The sequence below is a fragment of the Tardiphaga sp. 839_C3_N1_4 genome, from assembly GCF_051811045.1.
Classification (GTDB): domain Bacteria; phylum Pseudomonadota; class Alphaproteobacteria; order Rhizobiales; family Xanthobacteraceae; genus Tardiphaga.
Genome location: NZ_JBPWQD010000001.1, coordinates 932,800 through 945,562, shown reverse-complemented (window position 1 = coordinate 945,562; position 12,763 = coordinate 932,800). Strand labels below are relative to the sequence as shown.

The window sequence follows — 12,763 nt, the reverse complement described above, 5'->3', positions numbered from 1 at the left end:
GATCGTGCGAACATCATGGCTACTTCGCTCCCGATGGCGCAGCGCTCGGGCTGGCTGGAGGCGGCGTCTGGCCAATCGGCGCCTGCGGATTGCCCTGGCCACCCGCTCCACCCGAATTCTGGCCGCGCTTGCCACGACGCTCGCCAGCATCGTTGCCCTTGCTACCTCCCCGCTTGCGCGGCGCGAGATCTGCGGTCGGCTCCTGATCGTTGGTGCCGACAGAAACCTTCGATCCTTCTGCGAGATTGGCAAAGCCCGTAGTGACAACACGCTCGGTCGCCGAAAGGCCCTTGGCGATGACGGCCGTGGTCTCGTTCTGTTGCGTCACGGTGACCGGCACCGCTTTGACGATGTCGCCCTCCTCGATCACGTAACTGAACGTGCCGGCGGGACCGCGTTGCACGGCCGAGGTCGGCACCACCATCGCATCCTTCAGCGTCTCGACTTTCAGCCGCACATTGACGAACTGACCGGGCCAGAGCTGATAATTCGGGTTCGGGAATTCGGCCTTCAGCTTTACGGTGCCCGTGGTGGTATCGACCTGATTGTCGATGCCGGTGAGCGTACCGGTGTCGATGACGGTGACGCCGTCATTGCCGAACACGTCGACCATCAGCGTGCCCTTGGCAGCAGCGGCATTGGCGCGGACGATCTGCTGCTGCGGCAGGCTGAACAGTACGGCGATGGGCTGCAGCTGCGTGATCACCACGAGGCCCGTGGTATCGGAGGCGTGGATGATGTTGCCCTGATCGACCTGTCGCAGACCGGCGCGGCCGGAGAGCGGCGCGATGATTTTGGTGTAGCTCAGCGTTGCGGCGGCATTGTCGATTGCCGCCTGATCGGCATTCACCAGCGCTTCCTGCTGGGCGACGAGCGACTTCTGGGTATCGGCCTGCTGCTTGGAGCCAGCGTTTGACGTTGCAAGCTGCTGGTAGCGGATCAGGTCGAGCCGCGCATTGGCCAGCGTCGCCTCGTCCTGCGCCTTCTTGGCGACGGCCTGATCGTACAGTGCCTTGTAGAGTACCGGATCGATCTCGCCGAGCACGTCGCCGGCCTTGACGTCCTGGCCTTCCTTGAAATTGACCTTGATCAGCTTGCCGTCGACCTGCGCGCGCACGGTGACGTTGTTCAACGCCTTTACCGAACCGACACCATCGAGATAGACCGGCACGTCCTGGATCTTCGGCGTCGCTGCCAGCACCGGTACGGTCATCATGTCCGGCCTGAAGCCGCTGCGGCCGGCCGTCTGCCGCTGCTGGAACGCATTCCAGCCGATATAACCGAGCCCGCCGAGGATCAGCAGGGTCACGGCGATCGACACAGTACGGCGGCGCGCCTTGCCGGCGACCTTGGCAACACCGTCGCCCGTCGCTTTCGCGGCCTCTTTCAACTCCGGCTTAAAGAGCATTGACCGGTCTTTCCATTTTCGGCTCCCAGCCGCCCCCCAGCGCCTGATAGAGGCTGATGATCGCCTGTAGCCGCGCCAGTTGCGCCTGCGACAGGACATCTTCCGCCTGGAACAGCGTCAGCTGGGTGTTTAGCACAGTTACGATGTCAGCGGTTCCAGCGCGCAATTGCTGCTCGGACAGCTCGAAGGCCCGCTTCGACGCCCGGACCACCTCGCGCTGTAGCCGCAGCCGCTCGGTGGTCTGGCGGATCGCGACCAGCGCGTTATCGACGTCGGCAAAGGACTGCACGACCGTCTTGCGATAGGTCTGCAGCAGCTCGTCCTGCCGCGCCTGGGTCAGCTCGAAATTGCCCTGAATGCGCCCGCCATCGAAAATCGGCTGGGTCAGGCCGCCGACGAGGCTGAAGAAGGCGGCATTGGGCTGAAACAGCGAGGCCAGCGCAGCGCTCTGATAGCCTCCCGAGCCGGTGAGCTGGATCGAGGGGAAGAACTGCGCCCGGGCGCTGCCGACATTGGCCGTGGCCGAGGCCAACTGCGCTTCCTGCCGGCGGATATCCGGCCGCTGGGTCAATAGCTCTGACGGGAGACCGGGCGTGACGCGCGGGGCTGCGATAGTGTTCAGCGAGCCGCCGGCCACGCGCACGCTCTCAGGGGGCCGGGACACCAGCGTGGCGAGCGCATTGATGTTCTGCGCCAGCGTGGTCCGCAGCGGCGGCACCGCGGCGCGCTGATTGGCCAGCACGCTTTCCTGCTGCGCGACATCAAGATCGGTGCCGGTGCCGGCACTGAAGCGCTGTTTGATCGCATCGAGGATGCGCTGCGCGCTGGCGATGTTGCGCTCCGCCGTACGAATGCGGTCCTGCGAGGTCAGCACCTGGAAATAGGCATTGGCGACGGCCGCCATGGTGGTCAGCGCCACCACGTCGCGGTCGAAGCGATTGGCAGTCGAGGTTTCTTCCGCAGCCAGCGCCGCGTCACGGTTCTTGCCCCAGAAATCGATCTCGTAACTAGCCGAGAGCGAGGCCGAATAGGTCACCACCTCGCGGCCGCCATTGGTCAGGCCGCTGGAACTGGAGCCCGAAGTCCGCGAATAGGTTTCCTGCCCACCGCCGCTCACGCTGGGCAGCAGCGCGGCGCCGGTGATTCGGGCCTGCGCATCGGCCTGCATGATTCGCGATGTTGCCGCAGCGATATCGAGGTTGACTGTCTGGGCCTCCTCCATCAGCTGCGTCAGTTCCCTGGAACGAAAGCCGCGCCACCAGTCCAGTGTCGGCGTGGCGCCGTTCGGATTGGCCAGCCGTGCCGCCTTGTAGCCCTCGGGAATATCGAGGGCCGGATCAGGCAGATCCTTGGTCAAAATGCAGCCTGCCGAACTGGCAACAACGGCAAAGGCGACGACCGAACGCCCGATCTTTTTCGCGAACACAAGATTCACCGCACGAACATCCGGACAAGGCTCCGCCGAGCGCGCTTTGCGCCGAGATTCGGGGCGTTGAGGTATGCAGCCTGAGACACGTTCACCGGGTGATGCTTGGTCAATGAAACGAGCCCGCATTGTAGCGGCCCAATCATCCTGCGGACAGTGTTCTTACGTGTCGCAACGTGCAAGCGGCATAGATGCGACATACCCGCGAATGAGCGGATTTGCACAGATTCCCCCGATTTTATCGAGCTTTTTGGCCGCTGACAGAAGCGCTCGACAGGTCAGGCTTACGAAGATTTCATGTGTTCATTTGTTGCTAACGCCAAGTTCGCGCTCCCCTGCGCCATTTTGAAACCTGCCGGGAATACCAACCGTAACTTGGTCACGAATTGGCCACAGGGGACTTGGAATGCGCGTCGCAGTCATCGGAACGGGAATTGCCGGCAATGCCGCCGCATGGGCACTGTCAAAGCGCTATCCCGTCACGGTCTACGACCGCGAACTCCGCCCGGGCGGCCACAGCCACACCGTGAGCGTCGATTATGACGGCACCCAGGTCGCCGTCGATATCGGGTTCATTGTCTATAACGAGCTCAATTACCCCGACCTCACCGCGATGTTCGACCATCTTGGCGTCGAGACCGTGGAAAGCTGCATGAGTTTCGCGGTCACCGCCGATGGCGGGCGGTTCGAATGGAAGGGCGGCGGCGATACATGGGCGGATACGGCCAAAGGTCTGTTCGCACAGCCGAGCAATCTGTTCTCGCCCTCCTATCTGCGGATGCTCAAGGATATTCTGATCTTCAACGAGCAGAGCGTGAAGGATCGTGCCGAAGGCCTGCTCGGCGATATGTCGCTCGGCCAGTATTTCCGCTGGCGCAAATTCGCGCCGCGTCTGTTGACCGACTACCTGGGGCCAATGGGTGCCGCGATCTGGTCCGCACCAGCCGACGAGATTCTGGATTTTCCGGTAGAGAACTTCATCGCCTTTTTCAGCAATCACCGCCTGCTGCAATATGATCGCCCGGTTTGGCGCGCGGTCAAAGGCGGCAGCAAGACTTACGTCGAGAAGCTCACGGCCGCATTCGGCGATCACCTGCGCCTCGGCTGCGCGGTGACCGCGATCGAGCGCACCGCGCATGGGGTTGTGGTCCACGACAGCCACGGTCGCCGCGAGACCTACGACCATGTCGTCGTCGCCGCGCATAGCGACCAGGCGCTGGCGATGTTGTCAGACCCGAGCGCCGACGAGAGCGCCATTCTCGGCGACATCGGGTATGCGCCGAACATCGTCTACCTGCATCGCGATGCTCGTTTGATGCCAAAGCGCCAGAATGCCTGGGCATCCTGGAACTTCCTGCGCTGGCAGCGCGAAGGAAGCCACGTCAACGACGTCGCAGTGACCTACTGCATGAACCGGCTGCAAGGCATTGCCGACGACAAACCGCTGTTCGTCAGCCTCAATCCGCCGTTCACACCGGATCCCGATCTGACCTTCGGGCGTTATATGTGCGAGCATCCGCAATACAATGCCAAGGCGTTTGCGGCGCAGAAGCGCCTCGACGAGATCCAGGGTAAGCGCCACACTTGGTTCTGCGGTGCATGGACCGGCTATGGTTTTCACGAGGACGGATTGCGCTCCGGTCTGGCCGTGGCCGAAGCGTTAGGTGCAACCGTGCCATGGCGGGCGCCGCCGCCGGAACTCGCCGAAGCCGCGGAGTAACGATGCGTAACGTCGTGACCAGCACAACAGCGAAATCGGGCCCAGTAGATGCAGCGGCGGCGCTGTATTTTGGGAATGTGATGCATGCGCGGCTCAAGCCGATGGGCCATCGCTTCAGCTACCGCGTGATGAGCATGTTGATCAATCTCGACCGTCTGGATGACGCGGACAGGATATCACCGCTATTCGGCGTCAATCGTGCCGCGCTGTACAGCTTTCGCGAGTCCGATCATGGCGATCGCCATGGCTCGTCACTGCTTGCGTTTGCGCAGCGCTGTGCGCGGGAGCGTGGCATCGACCTGACCGGCGGACGCGTGGAATTGCTGTGTTACCCTCGCCTGCTCGGTTACACGTTTAATCCGCTCTCGACCTATTTCTGCAGCCGCGCCGATGGCGAGCTTGCTCTGATCATCTACGAGGTCCGCAACACCTTTGGCGACATCCACTCCTACGTCCTGCCGATTCAGCCAGGCGAACAAACAGACGCTGGTATCCGGCAGGAGCAGGACAAGCTGTTTTACGTCTCCCCCTTTATCGATATGCCGATGCGCTATCACTTCCGTGTCTCACCTCCTGGCGATGACGTGAAGTTGCGCATCCTGGAGACCGACCCGGAGGGGCCGATCCTCGCCGCGACCTTCAATGGCAAGCGGCGCGCGCTGACTTCGGGCGCGCTATTGCGCTCGTTCTTCGCGCTTCCGCTGGTGACCGTTAAGATTATGGCCGCCATCCATTGGGAGGCGATGCGCCTGTGGATCAAGGGCGCCCGATTTGTGCCGCATGAAGCAAGCTCTGCAAGAAATACCGGCTTGGCGAGCAAGCAAAGCCGCGCTTATACTCCCACAAAATCGTCCGCGCTGTGATTGGATTTCGCAACGCACAAAGACGATCCTGTCCGACAAAAGAGCGGCGGCCACATCAATCCTGCGACTTGAATGCGGACACAGAACCACGAACTCCCCTGGATCTGCGCATGTCTGACCTGATCGTTCTCACTCCGGAAAATGTCGACAAGATGCTGCCGGATCTGCCGCGCATCGTCCGGCTGGCATTGGGCTTCGGTTCGCGTCTGCGGCGCGGCACTCTCGACGTGACTTTGCCCGATGGCCGGCGTGTCCGCCTCGGCGGCATGGAACCCGGTCCCGCCGCGGAGATGACGATCACCAGTTACGCTTTCGCGTCGCGCTTACTCAATGGCGGTGATATCGGCATCGCGGAAGCCTATCTGCACGGCGAATGGGACACGCCGGATCTCACGCAATTCCTGTATCTGTTCTGCGTCAATCACGATCTCATTCAGGCGATGCTCGGCAACAATCCGCTGATGCGCTTCGTGCAGATTGTTCGCCACTGGTTCAACCGCAACACCAAGCGGCAAGCTCGCAAGAACATCTACGCGCATTACGACATCGGCAACGCGTTCTATTCCGCGTGGCTCGATCCGAGCATGACCTATTCGTCTGCGATTTTCGAAGACGGTACGCAGGATCTCACCGCCGCGCAAAACAACAAATATCGCCGGCTTGCAGAAGCGATCGATCTGAAGCCCGGCCAGAAGGTGTTGGAGATCGGCTGCGGCTGGGGTGGCTTTGCCGAATATGCCGCGAAGAACTACGGCGCGCATGTCACCGGTCTCACCATCTCGACCGAGCAGCGCGATTTCGCACGCAAGCGGATGCAGGACGCGGGCCTCGGCGATCAGGTCGAAATCAAGTTTCAGGACTATCGCGACGAACGCGGCCAGTATGACCGCATCGCTTCGATCGAGATGATCGAGGCTGTCGGTGAACAGTTCTGGCCGCAGTATTTCTCACAATTGCGCGACCGTCTGCTGCCGGGCGGATTGATCGGTATCCAAGCCATCACGATCCAGGACAAGTTCTTCCAGACCTATCGGCGCGAGGTCGACTTTATTCAGCGCTACGTCTTTCCCGGCGGCATGCTGCCGTCGCCGGAAATCCTGAAATCCCTCGGGGCCAGATACGGCGTTCCTGTCATCAAGGAGCGCATATTCGGACTGGATTATGCCAAGACGCTGGCAACCTGGAGAGATAGTTTCCGCGCGGCCTGGCCAAGCCTGACGCCCCTCGGTTTCGACGACCGGTTCCGGCGGTTGTGGGAATACTACCTGGCCTATTGCGAGGCCGGTTTCCTGTCGGGGAATATCGACGTTCGCCAAGTCGTATTCGCAAAAGCCCCTTGATCGCACTCTGGAATTTCCGCACTGCGGCACCAAATGGGCGAGGCGAACGCTCCCTTGTATGGCCCTGCGGCCTCCACTAGGGTCGCGCCAGACCGACAACCCGAGCGAAGATTTCAGCATCATGACCTTCAACAAAGACGTCGTCGAAGCCATTGGCAACACGCCTCTGATCAAGCTGAAGCGCGCATCCGAACTGACTGGCTGCACCATTCTCGGCAAGGCCGAATTCATGAATCCAGGCCAGTCGGTGAAGGACCGCGCCGGCAAATGGATGATCCTTGAAGCCGAGAAGCGTGGCGATCTCAAGCCCGGCGGTCTCATTGTCGAGTCGACCGCGGGCAATACCGGTATCGGTCTTGCCGTGGTGGCGAGCGCGCGCGGCTATCGCACGCTGATCGTGATCCCGGAGACGCAGAGCCAGGAAAAGAAAGATATGCTGCGGCTCAACGGCGCCGAACTGATTGAAGTGCCGGCGCTGCCGTTCGCCAATCCGAACAACTATCAGCATGTCGGACGACGGCTCGCAGATCAGCTGCGCAAGACCGAGCCGAACGGCGTTCTATTTGCCGACCAGTGGAACAATCTCGACAACGCCAAAGCCCATTACGAATCGACGGGCCCCGAGATCTGGGAGCAGACTGGCGGCAAGGTGGACGGCTTCATCTCGGCAGTCGGCACCGGCGGCACGCTGGCCGGCACGACCCGCTACCTGAAGGAAAAGAACAACAACATCGTTACGGCCTGCGCCGATCCAAATGGCTTTGCGATGTATAACTGGTTCAAGCATGGCGAAGCCAAGTCCACGCCCGGCGATTCCATCACGGAAGGCATCGGGATTGGCCGCGTGACGCCGGTCATCGAGACCGCGAAAGTCGATACCGCCTTCCTGATCCCTGACGAGGAAGCCGTCGCCGTCATCTATGACCTGCTCCAGCACGAAGGCCTCTGCCTCGGCGGCTCCACCGGCATCAACATCGCCGGCGCGATCCGTCTCGCGAAGGAGTTAGGCCCGGGCAAGACCATCGTCACCCTTCTCTGTGACTCCGGCGGCCGCTATCAGTCGAAGCTGTTCAATCCCGACTTTATGCGCAGCAAGAACCTGCCGGTGCCGGCATGGCTGGAGACGAAGAACAATATCTCGGTGCCGTTCGAGAAAGTCTGAGGCAAAGCCTCAGCGGAGAATCTGGCTCAGAAACAGCTTCGTCCGCGCATGCTGTGGATTGGCGAAGAACTTGTCCGGTGTATTCGCCTCGATGATTTGCCCGGCATCCATGAATACGACGCGGCTGGCGACTTCCCTGGCAAAGCCCATCTCGTGCGTGACCACCAGCATGGTCATGCCCTCGCCGGCGAGATCGACCATCGTATCCAGCACTTCCTTGACCATTTCCGGGTCCAGCGCCGATGTCGGCTCGTCGAACAGCATGACCTTCGGCGTCATCGTCAGCGCCCGCGCGATCGCCACACGCTGCTGCTGGCCACCGGAGAGCTGACCAGGATAGGCATTGGCCTTGTCCGGAATGCGCACCCGCTCCAGATACTTCATCGCCGCAGCATCGGCGTCCTTCTTCGGCATATGCCGTACCCAGATCGGCGCCAACGTGCAGTTTTCAAGCACGGTCAGATGCGGAAACAGATTGAAGCTCTGAAAAACCATCCCGACGTCACGCCTGATATCGTCGACGCGGCGCAGGTTGGGACCGAGTTCGATGCCGTCAACCGTGATGCGGCCTTCCTGAAACTCCTCCAGCGCATTGATGCAGCGGATCAGCGTCGATTTGCCTGAGCCCGATGGCCCGCAGATCACGATGCGCTCGCTGCGGCCGACCGCAAGATCGATGTCGCGCAGTACGTGGAAATCGCCAAACCATTTGTTGAGGCCGGCAACCGAGACGATGGGATTCACGGATACGGACATGTTACCTCAACTCCGTCGATGCACATTGAGCCGGTGCTCGACGAATAGCGAATAGCGCGAGATGCCGAAGCACATCACGAAATACATGATGCCGGTAAAGGCAAAACCGGTGAACAAGGTCGTCGGAGTCGACCAGTTCGGATCGGCAAAGGATGCGCGGAGCTGACCGAGCAGATCGAATAGCGCGACGATGGACACCAGCGATGTATCCTTCAAAAGCGCGATGAAGCTGTTGACGAGGCCGGGAATGACATGGCGCAGCGCTTGCGGCATCACCACCAGACGCGTGGTCTTCCACCAGGACAGGCCCAGCGCACTTGCCGCCTCCGCCTGACCGCGCGGGATCGCCTGCAGTCCGCCGCGGATCACCTCGGCATTGTAGGCGCCGGCAAACAGCGCAATGCCGATCAGCGCACGCACCAGCCCATCGACAGTGAAATTGCCAGGCAGGAACAGCGGCAGCATATAAGTCGCAAAGAACAGCACGGTGATCAGCGGCACGCCGCGCCAGAATTCGATGAAGGCAATCGAGAACAGCCGGATCAACGGAATGGTCGAGCGTCGGCCAAGTGCCAGCGCGATGCCAACGGGCATCGACGTGACGATGCCGGTGATCGACACCACCAGCGTCACCAGCAAGCCGCCCCACAGCCGCGTATCGACGATCGGCAATCCGCCGCGATCGAGCCGCAGCAAGGCGATGACGGCGGCGACGCCAATAAAGATGAAAATCGTGCTTGCGAGCGCGCGCCAGCCGTTGCGGACATGGCCATTCGATAAGAAGACAAGAAGCGAAACGGTAATCGTTGTTGCCGCCAGTTCGAACCAGACGGGTTCACCCCGGTTGACGCCTTCGTTGCGCAGCCAGTCGAACGGCAGCGCGACGAGTTGCAGGCCATCGCCGAATGCCACGATGCCGTTGCCGATTAACCTGAGCAGATCGCCAAAGACAGCAATATCGGACAGAAGGCCCATACTCCTGAGCCTGCGACCGATCTCCGTGATGTGGACCGCAACGGTCGACAGAAAATCCGCGGCCCAACTGATTCCGAAGCCATTGATGCCACCGCCATACAGCAGGAAAAACGCCACGACGGGGAAGGCAAGGAAGAACAGTCCGGCATTCACGCTCTTCGCCGGCAGACGCGGGATCAGCAGCGGCAGAAGTAATAGAGCACCGAGCAGGAAAGTGAGATTGACGCGCCAGCGCTCGGGCTCCGGATAAAAGCCGTAGATGAACTGCGTGAATTTGGCCTGCACGAATGGCCAGCAGGCGCCAACGGCGTGGCCAACGTTTTCCGGCAGGCACGCCGTGCGGTCCTGCCCCTGCCAAACGGCGTCGATCAGCAGGAATTTGACCGTGGGGGCAATGGTGAACCAGAGCAGCAACAGGCTGACGACAGTCAGCAGAATATTGGTCGGTGAATTCAGCAGCCGTGTCTGCACAAAACCGACGAAACCCGTGCTGCGCACGGGTGCGGCGCGCTCTGCAACCAGTTCTCTTGCAACGAAGCTGGTATTGCTCATGCGCCCATGCTCCGCGAGATCCGCCAGCCATAGGCGCTCATGATGGCGCTCGTGACCAGCGAGATCACGAGATAGACCGCCATGGTGATGGCGATGATCTCGATGGCCTGCCCGGTCTGGCTCATTGTCGTCCCGGCAAAGACCGAGACGAGATCGGGATAGCCGATGGCGACGGCCAGCGACGAGTTCTTGGTGAGGTTGAGATACTGGTTGGTCAGCGGCGGCAGGATCACGCGCATCGCCTGCGGCACCACGATCAGTCGCAGCGTTGCACCCCGGCTGAGTCCGAGCGATGCGCCGGCTTCGCTCTGTCCCTTGTGCACCGACTGGACTCCCGCGCGAACGATCTCGGCGATGAAGGCGGCGGTGTAGGTCGAGAGCGCCAGTGTCAGCGCGACGAACTCCGGCAGCACACGCAGGCCGCCCGAAAAATTAAAACCTCTCAATACTGGATACTCGAATGTCACGGGCGTGCCGAGCACGAGCGCCGTCAGAAGTGGCAAGCCGACCAGCAAGCCCAGGGTCGCTGGCCAGACGGCTATCACACGCCCCTTGGCGAAGAGCTGCTGTCGCGCATAGACGCGCAACACCAGCGCGGCGATGATCGCAACGATCACAGCGACCGCGAACGCCGTGAAAGCCTCCGTGCCGATCGGCTTCGGCAATCCAAAGCCGCGATTGCTGAGAAAGAAACTGTCCAGCAGCGAGATGCTCTGCCGCGGCTGCGGCAGCGTGGCGAGCACGGCGAGATACCAGAACAGGATCTGGAACAGCAGCGGCAGGTTACGGATCAGTTCGACATAGCCGCCGGCGATGCGCGCCAGCAGCCAGTTCGGCGACATCCGGCCGAGCCCGACGATGAAGCCTATGATGGTCGCGAAGAAGATGCCGATCAGCGACACGACCAGCGTATTCACGAGGCCGACGAAGAACACCTGCAGATAGGTATCCGATTCCGAATACGGGATCAGCGCCTGACTGACGGCGAAGCCCGCAGTATTTGACAGGAAACCGAAGCCGGATGCGATCTTCTGCGCGGCCAGATTGCTGCGCGCATTCTCGACGATCTCATAGCCGATCCAGACAAGGGCAGCGACAAACACGATCTGGAGCACAAAGCCGCTCCAGCCCGCCTGCCCGCCCAGCACGCGTCGCAATTTCGCAACGAGCTGCAGCGGCGGTTTTCTGGCTTCGGTCGACGTCGCCACGGGCGATGATGCGCTCAGCGGATCGGCGGTGCGTATTGGATGCCGCCCTTGTTCCAGAGCTGGTTCAGTCCGCGCGAGATCCCTAGCTTGGAGCCCGCGCCGACATTGCGATCGAACACCTCGCCGTAATTGCCGGTCGCCTTGATGATGCGTGCGAACCAGTCCTTGGTGAGGCCCAGCGTTTCGCCGAGATTGCCGTCGGTGCCGAAGATACGTTTCAGCTCCGGCTTGTCGGATTTTGCCTGGTCATCGACGTTCTTCTGCGTGATGCCGAGCTCCTCCGCATTGATCATGGCGAACAGCGTCCAGCGCACCACATCGAGCCACTGATCATCGCCATGACGCACCAATGGGCCAAGCGGCTCCTTGGAAATCACCTCAGGCAGAACGGCATGATCGGCAGGCACGGTGAGCTTCAGGCGTTCCGCATAAAGTTGCGAGAGATCAGCGGTGAAAACGTCGCAGCGGCCCGACTCATAGGCCTTGATGGTTTCGTCGGCGGTCGAGAACGCGATGACTTCATACTTCATATTGTTGCCCTTGAAGTAGTCGGCAACATTCTGCTCGTTGGTGGTGCCGGTCTGCAGGCAGATCGAAGCACTGTTGAGTTCGAGCGCCGAGTTCACCTTGAGCGCTTTGCGAACCAGAAAGCCCTGGCCGTCATAGTAATTGATGCCGGCGAAGTTCACGCCAAGCGACGTATCGCGCGATAGCGTCCAGGTCGTATTGCGCGACAACACGTCGATCTCGCCGGACTGCAAGGCAGTAAAGCGATCCTTCGCCGAGAGCGGCACATATTTCACCTTGGTGGCATCGTTGAAGATCGCCGCCGCAATGCCACGGCACAGGTCGACGTCGAAGCCGACCCAGTTGCCCTTGTCATCCGGCGCCGAGAAACCCGGCAGGCCCTGGGTGACGCCGCAGGACAGCATGCCGCGGTCCTTCACGGTCTTGAGCGTCTGCGCAGATGCGCCTTGCGCGGTTAGACTGGCGGCAAGAGCGAGAGAAAACATCAAGGTTGCGCGTTTCATGTAAGGCCTCTTTGGGGACGTCAGGACGCTCGGTCGACGCAAAGAATTGAATGACGAGCCTACGGATCAGTTCCATAGCCGTGAATGGCCCGACCGGAAAGCCGAACTACAGCAGAGACGATCTAACAGACCGTACGAATCAGCAGGAAATCGCAGATTTCGCAGCAGGCCCCTCAACGTGCCGCGGGGATCGACGAGGTCCGCAACAGAGAACGATCAGCCAGCCGGGTCAAGGGGTTGACGGCCATCTTCCATGTCCTCTTAGTGACGGAACCAGCCATTCGGCAACCGAGATGCCAATGGCCTTGCAACACCTGCAGAC

Annotated in this window: 10 protein-coding genes; 4 read left to right on the top strand and 6 right to left on the bottom strand. The window is 61.0% G+C overall.

What is annotated here, in order from left to right; translation table 11 throughout:
- Positions 1-19: 19 nt before the first annotated feature.
- Together AB8A38_RS04875 and AB8A38_RS04870 are read right to left on the bottom strand one after the other, a co-directional pair.
- Positions 20-1,408, bottom strand: coding sequence for an efflux RND transporter periplasmic adaptor subunit (locus AB8A38_RS04875; RefSeq protein WP_439085157.1), 1,389 nt, complete (start codon positions 1,406-1,408; stop codon positions 20-22).
- On the bottom strand, positions 1,398-2,834 hold the full coding sequence (locus AB8A38_RS04870; RefSeq protein ID WP_439088461.1) for an efflux transporter outer membrane subunit: 1,437 nt from the start codon (positions 2,832-2,834) through the stop codon (positions 1,398-1,400). The genes AB8A38_RS04875 and AB8A38_RS04870 overlap by 11 nt, the downstream gene beginning before the upstream one ends.
- Before the next feature lie 406 nt (positions 2,835-3,240).
- Between AB8A38_RS04870 and AB8A38_RS04865 the strand changes: the two genes are divergently transcribed.
- The 4 genes from AB8A38_RS04865 to AB8A38_RS04850 all read left to right on the top strand — a co-directional run bounded on the left by AB8A38_RS04865 (position 3,241) and on the right by AB8A38_RS04850 (position 7,919).
- Positions 3,241-4,554, top strand: coding sequence for an NAD(P)/FAD-dependent oxidoreductase (locus AB8A38_RS04865; protein ID WP_439085155.1), 1,314 nt, complete (start codon positions 3,241-3,243; stop codon positions 4,552-4,554).
- A gap of 2 nt (positions 4,555-4,556) precedes the next feature.
- Positions 4,557-5,417, top strand: a complete 861-nt coding sequence (locus AB8A38_RS04860) for a DUF1365 domain-containing protein (RefSeq protein ID WP_439085154.1) — start codon at positions 4,557-4,559, stop codon at positions 5,415-5,417.
- Positions 5,418-5,527: 110 nt separating this feature from the next.
- Positions 5,528-6,757, top strand: a complete 1,230-nt coding sequence (locus AB8A38_RS04855) for a class I SAM-dependent methyltransferase (RefSeq protein WP_439085153.1) — start codon at positions 5,528-5,530, stop codon at positions 6,755-6,757.
- Positions 6,758-6,878: 121 nt separating this feature from the next.
- The gene (locus AB8A38_RS04850) at positions 6,879-7,919 is read left to right on the top strand and encodes a cysteine synthase A (protein WP_089264285.1); all 1,041 of its coding nucleotides are present in this window, start codon (positions 6,879-6,881) and stop codon (positions 7,917-7,919) included.
- 9 nt (positions 7,920-7,928) lie between these two features.
- On the opposite strand, the gene AB8A38_RS04845 is transcribed toward AB8A38_RS04850, so the two are convergent.
- From AB8A38_RS04845 to AB8A38_RS04830, 4 genes are read right to left on the bottom strand one after another with little or no spacing between them, the layout of a single operon-like run.
- On the bottom strand, positions 7,929-8,675 hold the full coding sequence (locus AB8A38_RS04845; RefSeq protein WP_120289657.1) for an amino acid ABC transporter ATP-binding protein: 747 nt from the start codon (positions 8,673-8,675) through the stop codon (positions 7,929-7,931).
- Between the two features lie 6 nt (positions 8,676-8,681).
- Positions 8,682-10,202, bottom strand: coding sequence for an amino acid ABC transporter permease (locus tag AB8A38_RS04840; RefSeq protein WP_315842149.1), 1,521 nt, complete (start codon positions 10,200-10,202; stop codon positions 8,682-8,684).
- Entirely contained in the window at positions 10,199-11,410 is a 1,212-nt protein-coding gene (locus AB8A38_RS04835; RefSeq protein ID WP_315842150.1) for an amino acid ABC transporter permease, read from the bottom strand. The genes AB8A38_RS04840 and AB8A38_RS04835 overlap by 4 nt, the downstream gene beginning before the upstream one ends.
- A gap of 14 nt (positions 11,411-11,424) precedes the next feature.
- On the bottom strand, positions 11,425-12,441 hold the full coding sequence (locus tag AB8A38_RS04830; protein ID WP_089264281.1) for an amino acid ABC transporter substrate-binding protein: 1,017 nt from the start codon (positions 12,439-12,441) through the stop codon (positions 11,425-11,427).
- Positions 12,442-12,763: the final 322 nt, after the last annotated feature.

What these genes read in the sequence shown, in the direction of transcription:
- AB8A38_RS04840 (WP_315842149.1), bottom strand. Translation starts at nt 10,202, where the DNA reads ATGAGCAATACCAGCTTCGTTGCAAGAGAACTGGTTGCAGAGCGCGCC.
- AB8A38_RS04875 (WP_439085157.1), bottom strand. Translation starts at nt 1,408, where the DNA reads ATGCTCTTTAAGCCGGAGTTGAAAGAGGCCGCGAAAGCGACGGGCGAC.
- AB8A38_RS04830 (WP_089264281.1), bottom strand. Translation starts at nt 12,441, where the DNA reads ATGAAACGCGCAACCTTGATGTTTTCTCTCGCTCTTGCCGCCAGTCTA.
- AB8A38_RS04845 (WP_120289657.1), bottom strand. Translation starts at nt 8,675, where the DNA reads ATGTCCGTATCCGTGAATCCCATCGTCTCGGTTGCCGGCCTCAACAAA.
- AB8A38_RS04850 (WP_089264285.1), top strand. Translation starts at nt 6,879, where the DNA reads ATGACCTTCAACAAAGACGTCGTCGAAGCCATTGGCAACACGCCTCTG.
- AB8A38_RS04855 (WP_439085153.1), top strand. Translation starts at nt 5,528, where the DNA reads ATGTCTGACCTGATCGTTCTCACTCCGGAAAATGTCGACAAGATGCTG.
- AB8A38_RS04865 (WP_439085155.1), top strand. Translation starts at nt 3,241, where the DNA reads ATGCGCGTCGCAGTCATCGGAACGGGAATTGCCGGCAATGCCGCCGCA.
- AB8A38_RS04860 (WP_439085154.1), top strand. Translation starts at nt 4,557, where the DNA reads ATGCGTAACGTCGTGACCAGCACAACAGCGAAATCGGGCCCAGTAGAT.